Annotated in this window: 14 protein-coding genes and 1 pseudogene; 9 read left to right on the top strand and 6 right to left on the bottom strand. The window is 72.0% G+C overall.

The genetic code is table 11. The annotated features are described in order from the left end of the window. Positions 1 to 55: 55 nt before the first annotated feature. Complete coding sequence (locus AB0G35_RS08030; protein ID WP_360945504.1) at positions 56 to 517, bottom strand: hypothetical protein; 462 nt, start codon at positions 515 to 517, stop codon at positions 56 to 58. A gap of 85 nt (positions 518 to 602) precedes the next feature. Then, entirely contained in the window at positions 603 to 1,814 is a 1,212-nt protein-coding gene (locus AB0G35_RS08025) for a pyridoxal phosphate-dependent aminotransferase (RefSeq protein WP_360945501.1), read from the bottom strand. A 199-nt stretch (positions 1,815 to 2,013) separates the two neighbouring features. On the opposite strand from AB0G35_RS08025, the pseudogene AB0G35_RS08020 reads away from it, so the two are divergent. Beyond that, positions 2,014 to 4,047, top strand: a pseudogene (locus AB0G35_RS08020) (P-loop NTPase fold protein); the annotation flags it as partial. A 72-nt stretch (positions 4,048 to 4,119) separates the two neighbouring features. Here the strand turns inward: AB0G35_RS08020 and AB0G35_RS08015 are convergent. After that, complete coding sequence (locus tag AB0G35_RS08015) at positions 4,120 to 5,757, bottom strand: D-aminoacylase (protein WP_360945498.1); 1,638 nt, start codon at positions 5,755 to 5,757, stop codon at positions 4,120 to 4,122. Between the two features lie 59 nt (positions 5,758 to 5,816). After that, positions 5,817 to 7,106 carry an amino acid deaminase gene (locus tag AB0G35_RS08010; RefSeq protein ID WP_360945495.1) on the bottom strand — a complete coding sequence of 430 codons (1,290 nt, stop codon included), beginning with the start codon at positions 7,104 to 7,106 and terminating at the stop codon, positions 5,817 to 5,819. 211 nt (positions 7,107 to 7,317) lie between these two features. Here AB0G35_RS08010 and AB0G35_RS08005 point away from each other — a divergent pair, with 211 nt between their 5' ends. The 4 genes from AB0G35_RS08005 to AB0G35_RS07990 all read left to right on the top strand — a co-directional run bounded on the left by AB0G35_RS08005 (position 7,318) and on the right by AB0G35_RS07990 (position 11,265). Continuing rightward, the gene (locus AB0G35_RS08005; RefSeq protein ID WP_360945492.1) at positions 7,318 to 8,463 is read left to right on the top strand and encodes a sugar kinase; all 1,146 of its coding nucleotides are present in this window, start codon (positions 7,318 to 7,320) and stop codon (positions 8,461 to 8,463) included. Beyond that, positions 8,460 to 9,218: an IclR family transcriptional regulator gene (locus tag AB0G35_RS08000; protein WP_360945489.1), complete on the top strand. Its 759-nt coding sequence runs from the start codon at positions 8,460 to 8,462 to the stop codon at positions 9,216 to 9,218. The genes AB0G35_RS08005 and AB0G35_RS08000 overlap by 4 nt, the downstream gene beginning before the upstream one ends. A 2-nt stretch (positions 9,219 to 9,220) precedes the next feature. After that, a complete protein-coding gene (locus tag AB0G35_RS07995) occupies positions 9,221 to 9,631 on the top strand; it encodes a RidA family protein (RefSeq protein ID WP_360945486.1) in 411 nt (136 codons plus the stop codon). Positions 9,632 to 9,777: 146 nt separating this feature from the next. Further along, on the top strand, positions 9,778 to 11,265 hold the full coding sequence (locus AB0G35_RS07990) for a gluconate:H+ symporter (RefSeq protein WP_360945483.1): 1,488 nt from the start codon (positions 9,778 to 9,780) through the stop codon (positions 11,263 to 11,265). A 69-nt stretch (positions 11,266 to 11,334) separates the two neighbouring features. Here the strand turns inward: AB0G35_RS07990 and AB0G35_RS07985 are convergent, their stop codons facing one another. After that, positions 11,335 to 11,667, bottom strand: a complete 333-nt coding sequence (locus AB0G35_RS07985) for a hypothetical protein (protein WP_360945480.1) — start codon at positions 11,665 to 11,667, stop codon at positions 11,335 to 11,337. A gap of 174 nt (positions 11,668 to 11,841) precedes the next feature. On the opposite strand from AB0G35_RS07985, the gene AB0G35_RS07980 reads away from it, so the two are divergent. Together AB0G35_RS07980 and AB0G35_RS07975 are read left to right on the top strand one after the other, a co-directional pair. Next, positions 11,842 to 12,651 (top strand): helix-turn-helix transcriptional regulator, encoded by an 810-nt coding sequence (locus tag AB0G35_RS07980; protein ID WP_360946043.1) that lies wholly within the window; start codon positions 11,842 to 11,844, stop codon positions 12,649 to 12,651. A gap of 12 nt (positions 12,652 to 12,663) precedes the next feature. Next, the gene (locus AB0G35_RS07975; RefSeq protein WP_360945477.1) at positions 12,664 to 12,855 is read left to right on the top strand and encodes a hypothetical protein; all 192 of its coding nucleotides are present in this window, start codon (positions 12,664 to 12,666) and stop codon (positions 12,853 to 12,855) included. Positions 12,856 to 12,933: 78 nt separating this feature from the next. Here AB0G35_RS07975 and AB0G35_RS07970 read toward each other — a convergent pair whose 3' ends face one another. Then, the gene (locus tag AB0G35_RS07970; RefSeq protein ID WP_360945474.1) at positions 12,934 to 14,304 is read right to left on the bottom strand and encodes a M14 family metallopeptidase; all 1,371 of its coding nucleotides are present in this window, start codon (positions 14,302 to 14,304) and stop codon (positions 12,934 to 12,936) included. 246 nt (positions 14,305 to 14,550) lie between these two features. Here AB0G35_RS07970 and AB0G35_RS07965 point away from each other — a divergent pair, with 246 nt between their 5' ends. Both AB0G35_RS07965 and AB0G35_RS07960 read left to right on the top strand, forming a co-directional pair. Further along, entirely contained in the window at positions 14,551 to 15,426 is an 876-nt protein-coding gene (locus tag AB0G35_RS07965) for a trypsin-like peptidase domain-containing protein (RefSeq protein WP_360945471.1), read from the top strand. Between the two features lie 393 nt (positions 15,427 to 15,819). Continuing rightward, a complete protein-coding gene (locus tag AB0G35_RS07960) occupies positions 15,820 to 17,253 on the top strand; it encodes a hypothetical protein (protein ID WP_360945468.1) in 1,434 nt (477 codons plus the stop codon). The last annotated feature ends 86 nt before the right edge of the window (positions 17,254 to 17,339 follow it).

Here is a 17,339-nt window from a genome sequence, read left to right as displayed (position 1 = left end):
CGGCCGCCGGCCGGGCCGGGGAGCGGTGGCCGCCCAGGGCTCTTCGGGACCCGTCTCAGGCCGTCGCCAGGTCGCGCACCGGGCCCGTGTGGGCCTCCATCCGCTCGGCCGTCAGGGCGATCACCGCGGTGTCGTCCCGGGACGTGGCGACCGCCAGGGCGTTGCCGGCCAGGGTGCGGGCGCGCTGCTGGAGGGCTGCCGCGCGGTGCGGGCTGCCGGCGTCCGAGGGCTCGGCGCGCAGCGGGTAGTGGCCGCCGCTGAGCCGGGCGACCTGCTCGGCGATGCGGTCGGCGGCCTCGGCCAGTGCGGCGGCGTCCAGGGCCGGTCCGGCGGCGGGGTCGCCGGCCGGGCGGGCGTCCGGGCGCCGGGCCAGGGCGTGCAGCTCGTCGGTGACGGTGAGCAGCGCGGTCAGCTGTCCGGCGAGCCGGATGTCCAGCTCCTCCTCGCGGGAGCGGTGCGGGATCTCCGGGGCGGCGGCCATGGCGTGGACCGACTTGGTGCGGATCGGTTCGTACATGGGACGGCCTCCTGAAAAACGTCCAGGAAGCCATCCTAGCTTAGACGCTGTCTAAAGTTGTGGGTCGTACAGAAGTCGGTGCGGCTCAGTACTGTCCGTAGCCGTCGAGGAAGGAGCCGATCCGGGTCACCGCGTCCGCCAGGTCGTCCTTGTTGGGCAGGGTGACCAGCCGGAAGTGGTCCGGCTCGGGCCAGTTGAAGCCGGTGCCGTGCACGATCATGATCTTCTCGGCGCGCAGCAGGTCCAGCACCATCTGCCGGTCGTCCTTGATCTTGTACACCTTGGGATCCAGCCGGGGGAAGGCGTACAGCGCGCCCTTCGGCTTCACGCAGCTGACCCCGGGGATCTGCGTCAGCAGCTCGTACGCGGTGTCGCGCTGCTCCAGCAGCCGGCCGCCGGGGAGTACCAGGTCCCGGATCGACTGCCGCCCGCCGAGCGCCGTGGCGACCGCGTGCTGGGCCGGCATGTTGGCGCACAGCCGCATGTTGGCGAGGATCGTCAGCCCCTCGATGTACGAGGAGGCGTGCGCCTTCGGGCCGCAGACCGCCAGCCAGCCGCTGCGGTAGCCGGCGACCCGGTACGCCTTGGACAGCCCGTTGAAGGTCAGGGTCAGCAGGTCCGGGGCGAGCGCGGCGAACGGGGTGTGGGTGACCCCGTCGAAGAGGATCTTGTCGTAGATCTCGTCGGCGCAGACGATCAGGTTGTGCCGCCGGGCGATCTCCGCGATGCCCTGGAGCAGCGCGTCGTCGTACACCGCGCCGGTCGGGTTGTTGGGGTTGATGACGACGATGGCCTTGGTGCGGTCGGTGACCTTGCGCTCGATGTCGGCCAGGTCGGGCATCCAGTCGGCCTGCTCGTCGCAGCGGTAGTGCACGGCGGTGCCCCCGGACAGCGAGACCGCGGCGGTCCACAGCGGGTAGTCCGGGGCCGGCACCAGCACCTCGTCGCCGTCGTCCAGCAGCGCCTGCATCGACATCTGGATCAGCTCGGAGACGCCGTTGCCCAGGTAGATGTCGTCGACGGAGAGCTCGATGCCCATGGTCTGGTAGTGCTGCATCACCGCACGGCGGGCGGACAGCAGGCCCTTCGCGTCGCCGTAGCCGTGTGCCGTCCCGACCGTGCGGAGGATGTCCTCCAGGATCTCGGGCGGGCACTCGAAGCCGAACGCCGCCGGGTTGCCGGTGTTCAGCTTGAGGATGCGGTGACCCGCCGCCTCCAGCCGCATGGCCTCCTCAAGCACCGGGCCACGGATTTCGTAGCAGACGTTGGCGAGCTTCGTTGACTGGATCACCTGCATGTCCGCCACCTTACGGGCGTGTTTCGCCGCCCGCCCGGTGTTTTTCCCCACGTCGGTCGGCGCAGAGTGTGGGGTTCGTCACCGTTGGTGACGGTCCGGGGTCCGGGTGCCGCGCCCGCCGCTGCCGGGGGCGGCCGGGCGCTGCTGATTCCGCGGCGGTGTGCGCGGGCGCGCGGCGGTCCCGGTACGCTCCGGGCGCATGCCCACCTCGGCCCCGTTACCGCCCGCCGCGCCCGTCCCCGCAGGGGCCGCACCGGCCGCCCCCGTACCCCCGCCGCACGGCCCGTTCGCGCTGCTCAACGACGAGCCGGTGGCCGAGCCGGGCGCGGATCTGCTCGGTGCCGGCCGCGCCGCCCGCCAGCTCGCCGGTCTGCTCGTGGCCTCCCGGGAGTCCACGCCCTTCACCCTGGCCGTCGACGCCGGCTGGGGCATGGGCAAGAGCAGCCTGATGCGGCTGGTCGACGCGGAACTGGCGCACGCCCCCGACGTCCACACGGTCTGGTACAACGCCTGGACCTCGACCGGTGCCGATGCGCTGGAAGGGCTGATCAAGTCCGTTCTGATGCGGTTCGACCGGCGGGTGCTGCGCCGCGGTCTGGCACGGGTCAGCGAGCGGCGCGCCCTGCTGCGCGCGGCCCGGGCGCTGACCACCGTCGTCGCCGGGCCGCTCGGGGCGGCCGGTCTCGTCGACGAGCTGTGGAAGAGCCTGTCGGTCGACTCCCAGGCCCGCAACGAGATGCGCGGGGCGATCGGCGAGCTGGTGCAGGAGTGGTCACAGAACACCGAGTTCCGGCCGCGCCGGCTCCTGGTGGTCTTCATCGACGACCTCGACCGCTGCTCGGAGGAGACGGTGCTCGCGGTCTGCGAGGCGGTGAAGGTCTATCTGGACGTGCCCGGGCTGGCGTTCATGGTCGGCTGCGACCGGTCGGCGCTGGGCCCCAACGGGCTGCTGCGCGACCTGTCGCCGGCCGGTTCGGCGTTCATGGAGAAGATCTTCCAGACCAGCTACCGGATTCCGGCCCCCGACAACCACGGCGTCAAGGACTACATCCGCTGGTGCGCCCGGACCGCGGGCATCGAGCCGCTGCTCGACGACGCCCTGGTGGATCTGCTGGCCCAGCGCTCGGACCGCAACCCGCGCCGCATCAAACGGCTGGTCAACGGCTTCGTCCTGGAAGCGACCCTGAACCCGGTCTGGCGTGACTTCGGCCCCGACGCGGTGATCAGGACGCTGCTGCTGCAGTACTTCTATCCCGACTTCTACCGGATGATGACCGGCCCGTCCGGCACGGTGGACGGCGATGTGGTGGCCGAGTTCCGCACCTACCGCGAGGTGCGGCGCACGCTGCTGTCCGCGGCCGCGGCGCCGGTCCCGATCCAGGAACACGACAGGGTACGGACCTTCCTGGCCTCGTACGACCTGCCGGCGCCGGACCGGCTCGACGGGGCGGGCGAGGCGGTGCTGGCCACGCTGGAGCGCCAACTCCCCACGGAATTCCCCGATCTGGTGGTCAACCCGGCGTTCACCTCGCTGGTCGACGAGCTGACCGCCCGCCCGGACGCGGACCGGCTGCTGCTCCGGCTGCGCGAGGGCCCGCGGGGCTCGGGCGGCGAGCCGACCCGGATGTCCCAGGAGTGGGCCCCGGTGTGGCAGGGCCTGCCGGGCGTCCGCGCGGACGGCTACGGCACCGGGTTCGGCCCGCCGCTGGCATGGCCGGGCGAGGAACCGTACGCGGCGGCGGGCCCCTACCCGGGACAGCAGCTGCCCGCATACGGGGTGCCGCAGCAGCCGGCACCGGCGGCCCGGCAGCAGCCCGCCTCCCCGTACCCGCAGCCGGGGCCGCAGGGCGGCTACGGCTCCCCGCAGCCGATGCAGGAGCCGGTGTATCCGCCGCAGATGCAGCAGGGCGGATATCCGCAGCAGGGCCGCGGGTACGAGGCACCGCCGTTCCAGGTCCTGTGGGTCGACGACCAGCCGGACCGCAAGGCCGTGGTGCGTACGGTGCTGGAGGGTCTCGGGGTGCAGGTGACGCATGTGGAGAACAGTGCCGACGCCGTGCGGGCGCTCCGCACCCACGCCCCCGATCTGCTGATCTCCGACATCAGCCGGGGGCGGGACCACACCGCGGGTTTCGCCATGGTGGAACGCCTCAAGGAGGACGGGCACTACGACGGACCGGTGGTCTTCTTCACCATCCGCCGGTCCCCGGAGCGCGAGGAGCGCGCCACCGCCTTGGGCGCCCGGCTCACCAACAACGAGCAGGAGCTGCACGAGCTCGTCGGGGCCGCCCTCTGGGAGGGGCTCTCACCCCGAGGAGGCGCCCCAACGGGTGCGCCGCACCGCCCGTCCCGCCAGGACGTCCGTCCGGCGGCCGTCCTCGATGACGAAGCGGCCGTCGATCAGCACGTGCGGGATGCCGACGGGTAGCGTGCGCGGCGCGTCGAACGTCGAGCCCGCCGCCACCGTGTCGGGGTCGAAGAGGACCAGATCGGCCCGGTGGCCCTCGCGGACGAGCCCGCGGTCGGGCAGCCGCAGCCGGGCCGCCGGGCGGCCCGTCAGATGGGCCACGCACTCCTCCAGGGACAGCACGCCCAGATCGCGGACGTAGTGGCCGAGGTAGTGCGGGAAGGTGCCGTACGCACGCGGGTGCGGCTTGTCGCCCTGGAGGATGCCGTCGCTGCCGCCGGTGTGCACCGGGTGCTTCATGATCGCGCGGACGTTCTCCTCGTGGCCGACGTGCTGCAGGATCGTCGAGCCGAGACGGTCGTCGAGGAGGAGGCGGCGGGCCGTGGTCCAGGGGGTCTCGCCGCGTGCGGTGGCGGCCTGGGTGATCGTCTTGCCGACGCAGGAGGCGAGGCCCGGGTCGGCGACGCCGGAGATCTCGATGGTGTCCCACTCGATCGGTACGCCGTGGCAGCCGTCCGAGCCGAGCTCCTCGACGTGGTGGCGGATGCGCTCGGCGGTCGCGTCGTCGCGGAGCCGGGCGAGGGTGGCCTCGGGACCGCCCTCGCCCGCCCAACTGGGCAGCACGGCCACGAGGGTCGTGGAGCCGGGGGTGTACGGATAGGTGTCGAGGCTGAGGTCCGCGCCCGCGGCGATCGCCTCGTCGAGGAGGGCGAGGAGCTCGGCGGCCCGGCCCTTGTTCACGCCGAAGTTCATGGTGGCGTGGGCGAGATGCAGGGCGCAGCCGGCGGCCCGCGAGAGCTCGACCATCTCCTGGTACGCCTCCAGGGCGCCCGCCCCGTAACTGCGGTGGTGGGGGCAGTAGTAGCCGTTGTAGGCGGCCACGACGCGGCAGAGTTCGGTGAGTTCGGCGTCCTCGGCGTACATGCCGGGGGTGTAGGTGAGGCCGGAGGACATGCCGACGGCGCCCTGTTCCATGCCCTCGGCGACCAGGCGTTTCATGTGGTCGAGCTCGGCGGGGGTGGCGCGCCGGTCGTCCCAGCCGACCGCGTACATCCGGACCGTGCCCTGCGGGACGAGGTAGGCGGCGTTGACCGCGATGCCCTGTCCGTCGAAGCCGTGGTCCAGCCGGTCCAGGTACCCGCCGACCGTCCGCCAGTCGAAGTCGACGGAGGTGTCCCCGGGCGCGCCGCCGTTCCAGCCGGTGACGGCCCGGCGGACCTGGGCGAGGGTGCGGTCGTCGACCGGGGCGTACGACAGGCCGTCCTGGCCGAGGACTTCGAGGGTGACGCCCTGGGCGGCCTTGGCCTCGTGCACCGGGTCGCGCAGCAGCGCCAGGTCGCTGTGCGCGTGCATGTCGATGAAGCCGGGGGAGAGGGCGAGGCCGGCGGCGTCCAGGGTGTGGCGGGCGGAGGGGCGGCGGCCGTCGCCCGCGCGCACGACGGCGGCGATCCGGCCGCCGTCGAGCGCGACGTCCGCCCGGTAGGAGGCGCCGCCGGTGCCGTCGAGGACGCGTACGTCGCGGATGACCAGGTCCATGGCGGGGCCTCCCGGATCGGGCGGAAGCGGGGGAGCAGAGCTCGGGCGGGAGCCGGCGATCAGAAGAAGGTGCGGACGAAGTCGACGACCGTGCCGTCCCGTTCGACGAGCGGGATCAGCTGCCACTTGTCGAACGACGTGCACGGGTGGGACAGGCCCAGCCCGACCCAGTCACCGACCTCGACGTCGCCGGACCGTTCCGTGGCCAGCCAGGCGTGCTGGTCGGACAGCCCGGTGACGGTGATGCCGTCCGCCGGCCGCTCGGTGCCGTCCCGCCCGGACCGTACGACCTGGGCCTGCGGCAGATCCAGGTCGTACGCCGCGTCGCGCTTGCCCGCGTTGAGGAACGCCTGGCCGGGCGTGGGGCGGGAGACGACCTGCGCCCACAGCCGGAAGGCGGGCTCCAGACCGCCCTCCTCGGGGACGCGGTTGAAGGGGGTCAGCCGGCGGTAGTGGCCGTCGTCGTGCGAGACGTACGCGCCCGAGCGCAGCAGCTTCAACACCGGCGCCGACAGGACGGGGATCTCCTCGAAGACCTCGGCGACCGCGTCGAACCAGGCGCTGCCGCCGGCGCTGACGATGATCCGGTCCAGGTCCGCGAACCGGCCGGCCTTGTCGAACTCCACGGCCAGCGCCACCAGCCGGCGCAGCCAGGCGCGCACCCGCTCGCCGTCGGCGTCCGGCACCTCGCCCTCGTACCCGGCGACGCCCACCAGCCGGAGGGTGTCCACGCCCGCGATGGCGTCGGCGAGTTCAAGGCACTCGGCCTCGGTGCGGACGCCGGTGCGCGCGCCCTCGCCCGCGCCGAGTTCGATGACCACGTCGACCGGGCGGTCGGCGCCGGCCTCCCGCAGCGCGGCGTCCATCAGCGCGATGCCGGGCAGCGAGTCGACGTAGCAGACGAAGCGGAAGTCGGGGTCGGCGGCCAGTTCACCGGCCAGCCAGCGCAGCGCGGCGGCGTCCACCAACTCGTTGGCCAGGAAGATCCGCTGGATGCCGTAGGTGCGGTAGACCCGGGCCTGGTGCGGCACGGCCGCGGTGATGCCCCAGGCGCCGTGCTCCAGCTGGCGGGCGAAGAGCTGGGGCGCCATACAGGTCTTGCCGTGCGGGGCGAAGGCCAGGCCGTGCCGGGTGGAATAGGTCTCCAGGGCGGCCAGGTTGTGCTCGACGGCCTCCGCGGAGAGAGCCAGGACGGGAGTGGTGAACCCGCCGTCGAAGAGGTTGCGGCGCTCGGCGGCCAGCTCGCCGACGGTCAGGCCGTCGGCGTCCGGGGGAAGTCCCTTGAAGCGGTGGTCGACACGTTCGTCCGCGAGTTCCGCAAGTCCCTGCGCGAGCCGCTCCCCCGTCATGGGGCCTCCTCAAGATCGTGTTGCATGCTGTGCAACGACCATTGCGCATATCGCTGGCTGCTGTCTAACATCCGGGCCATCGCCCGGTCAATGGTGGGAAACACGGCGGGAATTCGCAGGAAACGGCGGACCTCGCCGGGACGACCTCCGGGGACGGCGGGCCGCCGCGCGGCCCGCCCGGGCACGCCCCAGCGAAGGAGCGGACACGATCGTGACCACGACCCCGGACGCCAGCGGCACCCACGGCCCGGGCGGCACCCCCGCCCCGGCCGCCGACGCCGTCTGCCTCGGCGAGTCCATGGTCACCTTCCTGCCCGGCCGGCCCGGGCGGCTCGCCGACGTCCCCTCCTTCGACCGCGCCATCGGCGGAGCGGAGTCCAACGTCGCCTGCATGCTCGCCGCCGCCGGCCACCGCACGAAGTGGGTCAGCCGGGTCGGCGCCGACGGCTTCGGCGACCACCTCGTCGAGACCGTCGCCGGATACGGCGTCGACACCTCCGCGGTGCGCCGCGACCGCCACCGCCCCACCGGCGTCTACTTCCGCACCGCCGGCGACCGCGCCACCGACGCCCACGAGGTCGCCTACTACCGGGCCGGCTCCGCGGCCTCCGCGATGTCCGTGACCACCGTGGACACCGGCGCCCTCCGGGACTGCCGCGTCCTGCACCTCTCCGGCATCACCGCGGCCCTCTCCGCCGACTGCCTCGACCTGCTGCGCACCCTGACCGGCCGCCGCCCCGGCCGCCGTCCCCTCGTCTCGTTCGACGTCAACCACCGGCCCGGCCTGTGGCGCGACTCCCCCAAGCTCTCGGCTCCGCCTGAGCAGAAAGGCACCCCCCTCGGCCCGCGGGTCCTGCTCGACCTCGCGCGCGGGGCCGACCTGGTCTTCGTCGGCGAGGACGAGGCCCGGGACGCCTGGGGCCTGCACGGCGGCCGGGCGATCCGCGAGGCCCTGCCCGAGCCGGCGGTCCTGGTCGTCAAAGGGGGTGCGCGCGGGGCCGTTGTCTTCGACGACGGGGGGCGGGCCGGTGGGCCCGGTGACGACCCTCCCGGCCTCCCCACCACTGTCCGTTCGCTGGACGTGGACGTCGTCGCCGCCGTCGGCGCCGGTGACGCGTTCGCCGCCGGATTCCTCTCCGCCACCCTCCGCGGGCTGCCGCTGCGCACCCGCGTCCGCCACGGCCATCTCTTCGCCGCCGCCGCCCTCACCGTCCCCGGCGACCTCGCCGCCCCGCCCGCCCGGGCCCTCGTCGACCGGCTGGCCGCGCTCGACGAGGACGCCTGGGAGAAACTGCACCTCGGCCCCGGCTGGACCACAGCCCTCCATGAGGCCGCCGAGGAGGTACCGAGTCCATGAGCCAGACCGTCGACCGCGCGCTCAGCATCCTGCCGCTGCTCGCCGAAGGGCCCGCCGACCTCGGCCAGGTCGCCGACCGGCTCGGCGTGCACAAGTCCACCGCCCTCCGGCTGCTGCGCACCCTCCACGAACATGGCCTGGTCTACCGGCAGACCGACCAGCGCTACCGCCTCGGCGCCCGCCTCTTCGCCCTCGCCCAGGAAGCCGTCGAGAACCTCGACGTGCGCGAGATCGCCCACCCCCACCTCGTCGAACTCAACGAGAAGTGCGGGCACACGGTCCACCTCGCCGTCTACGAGGAGAACGAGGTCCTCTACATCGACAAGGTGGAGAGCCGCTACCCGGTCCGGATGTACTCCCGGATCGGCAAGCCCGTCGCGATCACCGTCGCCGCGGTCGCCAAACTGCTCCTCGCCGACCTCCCGGAGCCCGAGCGCCGCACCCTCGCGGAACGGCTCGACTACCCCCGCTACACGGCCCGTTCGACCCCCGACGCCACGGCCTTCCTCGCCGAACTGGCCAAGGTCCGCGAACAGGGCTGGGCCACCGACCTCGGCGGCCACGAGGAGTCCATCAACTGCGTCGGGGCTCCCGTCCGCGGCGCGGACGGCCGCGTCGTCGCCGCCATGTCGGTCTCCGCACCGAACGTCGTCGTCTCCGCCGGGGAACTCCTCACGCTGCTCCCGCTGGTGCGCCGCACCGCCGACGCCGTCAGCCGGGAGTACTCCGGCAGTACACCGAGGAAGGAAGCATGAGCATGAGCGAGAAGACCGCCCTCACCCCGGCCACCCACACCACCCCGCCCGCGAAGTTCTCCCACGGCGTGAAGAAGGGCAACATCCTCCAGGTCGCGGGCCAGGTCGGCTTCCTCCCCGCGGTCCCGGGCCAGGCCCCCACCCCCGCCGGCCCGACCCTGCGCGAGCAGACCCTGCAGACCCTCGCCAACGTCCGGGCCGTCCTCGAAGAGGGCGGCGCCACCTGGGACGACGTGATGATGATGCGCGTCTACCTCACGAACACCGCGCACTTCGCCGAGATGAACGAGATCTACGACCAGTACTTCGAGCAGCAGGGCCTGACCCAGCCCCCCGCCGCCCGCACCACCGTCTACGTCGGCCTCCCGGCGGGCCTGCTCATCGAGATCGACGCGCTCGCCGTCCTGGGCTGAGCGCCCCTACTCAACTACCCACGGCTCAACTCCCGTTGCACCACCAGCAGTTCGTACGTCGTCACGGTGCGGCGCCCCACCCGGGTGCGCCGTGCCGCGGTCCCCCCTGCCCCGAAAGACCCAATGGAATTACGAGGTCCCCCCTCATGCCCCTGTCCCCCCTCGCCGCGGCCGCCCCCGCGCCACCTCCCGTCCCACCCCACACCGGCGGCATCCTCCCTCTCATCGGCGGCACCACCGGGCTGCTGACCGTCGCCGCGCTCGGCATCGTGCTGCTGCTCTTCCTGATCATCAAGGTCAGGCTCCAGCCGTTCGTGGCCCTCCTCGCGGTCTCGACCGCCGTCGGACTCGGCGCCGGCCTCTCGGTCACCGAACTCTTCGGCACCGTCCAGAAGTCCGACGCCGTCTCGCTCATCGAATCCGGCATGGGCGGCACCCTCGGCCACGTGGCGGTCATCATCGGCCTCGGCACCATGCTCGGCGCGGTGCTCGAAGTCTCCGGCGGCGCCGAGGTGCTGGCCTCCCGCCTGCTCCGCCTCTTCGGTGCGCAGCGGGCACCGCTCGCCATGGGCCTGACCGGCCTGATCTTCGGCATCCCGGTCTTCTTCGACGTCGGCATCTTCGTCCTCGCACCGATCGTCTACGCGGCCGCCAAGAGGGGTGGCCGCTCGATCGTCCTCTACTGCATGCCGCTGCTCGCCGGCCTGTCCATGACCCACGCCTTCCTGCCCCCGCACCCGGGCCCGGTGGCGGCGGCGGGCCTGCTCCACGTCGACCTCGGCTGGGTCATCCTCATGGGCATCGTCTGCGGCATCCCCGCCGTGCTCGCCGCCTGGGGCTGGGCGGCCTGGATCGGCAGGCGGATCTTCGTGCCCGTACCGCAGGACATGGTCGAGGCCGCGGAGGAGGCGAAGGCCGCACTCGCCGAGGAACGGCGCAAGGCCGGTGCCGCACCGACCGAGAAGCCGGTCCCGCTCGGCACCGTCCTCACCATCATCGGCACCCCGCTCGTCCTGATCCTCCTCGCCACCTTCTCCTCGATCGCCCTCGCGCCCTCCACCGCCCGCTCGGTCATCGAGTTCTTCGGCCACCCCTTCGTCGCCCTGACGCTCGCCCTGCTCCTCGCGTACTACCTGCTCGGCATCCGCCGCGGCTGGTCCCGCAGGTCCCTGGAGACGGTGTCCACCGCCTCGCTGAAGCCGGTCGGCAACATCCTGCTGGTCGTCGGCGCCGGCGGCATCTTCGGCGCGGTCCTCAAGGGCAGCGGCGTCGCCCAGGCGCTCTCCGACACCTTCAAGGGCATCGGCCTGCCGGTGATCGTCCTCGCCTACCTGATCTCCCTGGTCCTGCGGGTGGCCCAGGGCTCGGCGACCGTCGCCATCGTCACCACGGCCGGCATCGTCCGGCCGCTGGTCGAGGCGGGTCACCACTCACCGCCCTTCGTCGCGCTCGTCATCATGGCGATCTCGGCGGGCTCGATCTTCGCCTCGCACGTCAACGACGGCGGCTTCTGGATGGTCAGCAAGTACTTCGGCATCACCGAACGCGACACCCTGAAGACCTGGACGGTCCTGGAATCCGTCCTGTCGGTCGCGGGGTTCGCGGTGGCGGCGGTCCTCAGCATCTTCGTATAGGCCACGCGGTACGCACGGGCATGTACCCGCCGACGGGGCGCCCGGCCCCACACCGGGCGCCCCGTCGGTTCATGCTTCCTGCCCGTACGCCCGTGCCCCCGCGCGCGGCAGTACGGCCCACCTCCGCGTTCCCTCGCCGGTCCCGGTCCCGGTCCCGGGCGGTGCTCCGATGCCCCATGTGCCGTCACAGGCCCGCATGACACCGGCCAGCAGCAGGAGCACGGACCGCCGGCGGGCCTCACAGGCCGCCGCGAGGCGGCGGTGCGCATGGGGCGGGTGCCCGTCGTGAAGGTTCACCCGCAGTGCGTCATCGCGATAGCGCAGCGACAGGTAGACGCTGTCGGACGGCGTGAACAGGCAGGCACAGGTGACGAGTTCACCGATCACCTGGACGGCGGCCACCGATACGTCGTACAGGCCGTGTGCCTCCAGGAGCGTACGGGTGAGGGAACGCGCGACGGCCGGGCTGGCGAGCGCGGCGGGCGGCCGGCCCCTCCCAGGGGAGGAGGTGCGGGCAGGCTCGCGCGATGCGCTTCCGACTGCGTCGAGCGTAAGCCGACCGAACGCCAGCGGCGTCTGGGCGGCGAGCTCAGAAAGTTGCGCACAGCGGCGGGGTTGTCCGCCGACTGCGCGGCCGGCCTGCTGGGTGTCGACCGGAGCAGGCTGTCCAACATGGAAGCCGGATTGCGCCCCATCAGTCCGGAGCGGCTACGCACTCTGGCCTGCAACTGCGACTGCCGTGATGAGGCGTACATCGACGCCCTGGTCGCCATGACGCAGCCCAGTCGTGGCTGGTGGGAGAAGTACCGGGGAACTCTCCCCGCCGGTCTGCTCGATATCGCCGAGTTCGAGTGGCACGCGGTGCGGATGCGCACTGCACACACAGTGCATATCCCGGGTCTGCTCCAGACCAGCGACCATGCGCGCACGATCTTCCGCGTGGGCGTCCCTCCCATGCCGGAGCACGAGATTGCGCTGCGGGTGGCGCTTCGGATGGAACGTCAGCAAGTGCTGGACGGCGATGATCCGCGCGAATACGTGGGTATCGTCCACGAGGCAGCGTTGCGGATGCAGTTCGGGGGCCGGGTGATCGCACGGGCCCAGCTGAAGCACCTTTTGGCCATGTCCGAGCGTGACAACGTGACGCTGCGGGTCATCCCGTTCGAGGCCGGTGAGTTTCCTGGAGCGGGGCAAACGGTCGTGTATGCGGAGGGCGCAGTACCACAGCTCGACGCCGTGCAGGTCGACAGTACGCACGGGCCGGAGTTCCTCCACCTGGAGAAGCAGTTGACGAGGTACCGGTCTCAGATGGACGGAATGGCGCGAGTTAGCCTCTCCCCCAAAGGATCGCGCGACTTCATCCATGCTGTCGCGCGTCAACTGTGAGGGGCACACTCCATGGACGACATCCGCTGGGAAGAGCCGTTCTGCGCCGAGGGTTCGGCCTGCTTCCGGCTCGGTACCGACGAAGACGGCAACGCCTACATAGCCGTGGCCGGCGCCGAAGGGACGTACCTGACGGACAGCCGGGAAGCCCTCCGTGCCCTGATCCAGGACATCAAGGCAGGCAAGGCCGACCATCTGCTCTAGCGCACCCGGGGGCAGGGGAGAGGGGCGCCCGAAGCGTCGGATCCGGGTCGGGCGCCCCTCCTGTCAGCGGCCCTGCGGTCAACTGCCCTTGCAGTACTGCCCTTCCTTGCCGATCACGCGGTACATGCAGTCCGCGGTCTCCAACAGCTGGAGCACCGCCTCACGGTTGCGCGAGGTCTCCTTCGTGATCACCGAGTCCTTCGGGTAGAAACCGCCGTGGCCCGATGACGGATACATCTCGAAGGTGTAGGCGAAGACCTTCTGGTCCCCCCACAGCCAGTCGTCGATGGAACCGTCGGTGATGTAGAGCTCGCTGGACTGCTCCGGGGTGTAGCCGTTGCTGGCGGCCATCTTCTTGCCGAGAGTGGCGAAGGTGTCGTGCTCGTCCTGGGTCATGCCGGGGCCCGTGGGGTCGTTGGTGAACCCGAAGGGCCACAGGACGAGTTCGCTGTACGTGTGGAAGTCGATGGCGGCCTTGATCTGCTGCTTACCGCCGACGACCCGGCTGCGGACGAACTTCGAGACGACCTGCACCTCGGGGGCGGAGGCGGGGGAGGCGCCGCGGTAGGTCTCGTCGCCCGGGTCGTCGGAGGAGCCGTCGCAGCAGCCCCACTTGAAGTCCCAGTTGCGGTTGAGGTCGGTGCCGACCTCGCTGCTCCCGGCGTTGGGCTGCCGGTTCTTCCGCCAGCTGCGGAACGAACCGGAGGCGATGTCGTATTCGCCCCCGTCCGGGTTCAGGTCCGGGACGATCCAGACCTCCCGGGAGTCGAGGATCTTGGTGATGCGGGGGTCCGAGCCGTACTTCGAGGTGAACTCGTTGAGGAGGTAGAGGGCCATTTCGACGGTGAGGTGTTCCCGGGCGTGCTGATGGGACGTGAAGAGCACCTCGGGTTCGTTCTCGTCCTTGGTGACGTTCTTGCTGAGCTTGAGGGCGAGGATGTCGCGGCCCTCGTGGGACTTGCCGATGACCTGCTTGGACAGGATCTTCGGGTACTTGGCGACGAGGGTGTCGATCTCCTTCGTGGCCTCGGCGTAGGTGTGGTAGCCGGTGTAACCGGTCGGGAAGTCCTTGACGCGGGTGCCCGGAGCGGCCGGTGCGGCCTGCGGCGGATCGGGCAGCCGGCGTACGGCGTAACCGAGGTGGCGGACGGCGGCGGCCTGGGACCGGTCGGCCGTGATGACGACGGCCCCGGCGTGCACCTCGTCGATGCTGACACCGGTCGCCGCCAGCGCGGTACGAGCGGCCGGCGTGGCGGGGCCGGTCACCTCGTACTGATGGGCCTGCGGGTCCTGTGGGTGGCCCTCCTGGCCCGCGCCACCCGCCGTGGCGCCGACGGCGGCCCCGGCCGGAGAGTCCAGGGCCTGTGCGGCGGTGATCGGGGCGGCGAGCGCGAGGGAGAGCAGCGCGGCAAGGACGGTCGACCGTCCGCCGCGTATCCGTGGTCGCATGCGGTCTCCTGTGGGGGTGTGAGTCGAAGCGACGCCGCCAGTGTTCGGCGTTGGCATGGGCGGGTCAAGGTGCGGGACGGCCAGATGTGGCGCGCCGGGGCAGGGCGGGGAAATGGGTGCGCCCCGTCAACTTCCCATCGGTTCGGGGGAATTGGTTGCTCCGGCGCGGGCTGGCGCTGACAATGCGCACGACAAAACCGAGGGTTCGTGCGGGCCCTCGGTGACTGAAGCTGAGAGGACCCCCACATGAATCGACCTCTCGTCGGCGCCCTGGCCACGGCCGTGCTGGGAGCCGCAGCCCTGGTGGGCACCGTCGGAACGGCGCAGGCGGCGCCCGCGCGGGCGGCGTCGCACCACGCGCAGCAGAAGACCAAGGCGGTGAACTTCGCCGGGACCGTGGCGCTGAGCAACTGCTCCGGCTCGGTGGTGCGGATGCCCACCTCGCAGGCGAACGACCCGGCGCTGGTGATGTCCAACGGCCACTGTCTGGAAAGCGGTATGCCCGGCGCGGGTGAGGTGATCGTCGACCAGCCGTCCAGCCGCAGCTTCACCCTGCTCGACAAGTCGGCGCGCGGCGTGGGCACGATCAGGGCCTCCAAGGTCGCCTACGCGACGATGACCGACACCGACGTCACGATCTACCAGACCAGGTCCACGTACGCCCAGATCGAGCAGAAGTACGGGATCAAGCCGCTGGAACTGGCCACCGAGCACCCGGCCAAGGGCGCCGGCATCAGTGTGGTCTCCGGCTACTGGAAGAAGATCTACACCTGCAGCATCGACGGGTTCGTGCCCACCCTCAAGGAGGGCGACTGGACCTGGAAGGACTCGGTCCGCTACACCCCGGAGTGCAAGACCATAGGTGGCACGTCGGGTTCGCCGGTGATCGACACCACGACGGGCAAGGTCGCGGCGATCAACAACACGGGTAACGAGGACGGCGAGAAGTGCACCGTCAACAACCCGTGCGAGGTCGACGAGAACGGCAACGTCACGGTGCACCAGGGCACCAACTACGCCCAGGAGACCTACGGGATCCCGAAGTGCTTCGGCGCCGGGAGCAAGCTGGACCTGAGCGCGGAGGGCTGTGCGCTGCCGAAGCCGGCGGGCGTGCGGAGGTGATCTGCCGCAGGCGCTGACGGAACGGAGCCAGGTCCCGTGCACGGTGTGCGCGGGACCTGGCGTGTACGGGGCCGGGCCGGTGCGGGACCGGGCGGCCCTCCCTGTGGCACGCCGGTCAAGGTGCCTACCTCACACGGGAGTTCACGTCCTCGTCGTTCGGGGTGGGTATGCACGGATTCCCTCCGGCCCGACGGTCATCGCGAAGGTCGTCGCGGTGGTCGCCGCAGAGGTCGTCACGGTGGCCGTCGCGACGGTCATGACGAGTAGCCCAGAACGTGTTCTCCGGGACGTATCTCTGTGGATAAAGTGCTGAGCGTATGGCGCCGATGGCGCAGAGCTGTGCCGATCCGCGGTCCCGGGACCCCCGGCGGCCGGAAGGAGTGGGGGAGCGACGTGCCGACCGCGATTGCAGTCACCAGCCCTGACCTCACACTGCCGGTGACCGACCGGCAGACACCCGCCGCCGTCGTCCTGCCCGCCCCGCACCTGGCGCCGCTGGACGACGCGTTGACGGAGACCAGCGCGGTACTGGAACACCACGGCCACCTCGTCGCGCTGTACTCCTCCGCCTGCCCGCCCGAGCACATCCGCCGGCTGCACACCCTCCGCGCCGTCCTGGAGAGCGACCGGATCGCCATCCTCCCGGTGTCGCTGCCACCGCTCGGCGTGGCCCTGCTGGCGCGTCAGCTACGGCAGCTGTCGCTGTGCGACTTCAGCCCCGGCGTCCTGGCCAGCGCGGCCCGGCTGCTGACCCACTACATCCACGCCGGTGCCCTGCTGGGCAGCGTCACCGGGCTGGACCACATCGAGGTCGATCTGCGCGCCCATGTGAAGTCCTGGCTGCCCGGCGCCCACTTCGCCGTCCTGGCCCACCCCGAACCGCAGCTGGTGCACCTGGACCGGCACGCGACCGGGGCCGGGCTCCGGCCACCCGGCTTCGCCACCGAACTCGCCGTCGCCCGCGGCCAGCTCACCGCGGACTGGGTCACCGGCGCCCTCGCCCCGGCCTGGCAGGTACAGGGGGCGTACGAGGTGCGGCTGCCCGCCGAGTCCGCGCGGTGGTGGGGCACCCAGAAGCTGATCGAATTCGCCGCGGGCATCCCCGACCCGGCGGTCCTCCGCCAACTGGTCGCGTCGGTACGGCGCGAGGAGTGCGGCTGGTGCGGGCTGGAGGTGCTCGGCGACCGGTGTGCGTTCTGCACGGCACCGCTGGCCAGGGATCGCACGGCGCGGGGCGGCGGCCCGGCCGGGTGCGGCCCCGCGGCCATAACCGGGCCGGGGGCGGAGGCGGCGCACGCCCCGCACCCGGCGGTGGATCAGCCCTCGGCCCGGGGTCCGGCCGGCGATGCGCCCGCGGCCCCCGGCCCGGCGTCTCAGCCGAACCCGACGCCGCCCGCCTCCGCCCCTTCCTCCGCCGCCCCTTCCTCCGCTCCTTCCTCCGCCCCGGCACCGCAGTCCGGGCCGCCGCCGTCCGCGCTCTGGGCCGAGCGAGGGCTGTCACCGGTGGCGCCGCCCGGCGTGTCCGGCGTACCGGGGACGCCGGACGCATACGGAGGCGCGCCCGCCGCCCGGGGCGTGCCAGGGCAGCTGGACGTCCGCGGTCCGGACCTTACGAACGGCTTTCCCGGGGCCGGAGTTCCGGGGACCTGCTACGGGTCCGGCCGTCCCGTACCGGGGAACCCGTACGCCACCGACGTCCCCCGGACCGCCCCCGGCCGCAGCCATCTCCCCGGCCACCCCGATTTCGCCGGTGAACCGGACGGGCCCGGTGTGCCCGGCGCCTCCGGCGTCGCCGGTGCCCCACGGACGGTGGCCCGCGCGCGCTGACACGAACAGAAGCAGCACCACCCACCCCACCACCAGCCACCACCCCCGGCACCACCGCCCCGCCGACCTGACCGCCCTCCCCGCCC

Source organism: Streptomyces sp. NPDC021749, from assembly GCF_040640655.1.
GTDB lineage: Bacteria > Actinomycetota > Actinomycetes > Streptomycetales > Streptomycetaceae > Streptomyces.
The sequence above is the reverse complement of the archived record's forward strand: the minus strand, read 5'-3'. Positions and strand labels throughout refer to the sequence as shown.

Coding starts and splice junctions, on each gene's coding strand:
- AB0G35_RS08030 (WP_360945504.1), bottom strand. CDS start 517: ATGTACGAACCGATCCGCACCAAGTCGGTCCACGCCATGGCCGCCGCC.
- AB0G35_RS08025 (WP_360945501.1), bottom strand. CDS start 1,814: ATGCAGGTGATCCAGTCAACGAAGCTCGCCAACGTCTGCTACGAAATC.
- AB0G35_RS08015 (WP_360945498.1), bottom strand. CDS start 5,757: ATGGACCTGGTCATCCGCGACGTACGCGTCCTCGACGGCACCGGCGGC.
- AB0G35_RS08010 (WP_360945495.1), bottom strand. CDS start 7,106: ATGACGGGGGAGCGGCTCGCGCAGGGACTTGCGGAACTCGCGGACGAA.
- AB0G35_RS08000 (WP_360945489.1), top strand. CDS start 8,460: ATGAGCCAGACCGTCGACCGCGCGCTCAGCATCCTGCCGCTGCTCGCC.
- AB0G35_RS07995 (WP_360945486.1), top strand. CDS start 9,221: ATGAGCGAGAAGACCGCCCTCACCCCGGCCACCCACACCACCCCGCCC.
- AB0G35_RS07990 (WP_360945483.1), top strand. CDS start 9,778: ATGCCCCTGTCCCCCCTCGCCGCGGCCGCCCCCGCGCCACCTCCCGTC.
- AB0G35_RS07975 (WP_360945477.1), top strand. CDS start 12,664: ATGGACGACATCCGCTGGGAAGAGCCGTTCTGCGCCGAGGGTTCGGCC.
- AB0G35_RS07970 (WP_360945474.1), bottom strand. CDS start 14,304: ATGCGACCACGGATACGCGGCGGACGGTCGACCGTCCTTGCCGCGCTG.
- AB0G35_RS07965 (WP_360945471.1), top strand. CDS start 14,551: ATGAATCGACCTCTCGTCGGCGCCCTGGCCACGGCCGTGCTGGGAGCC.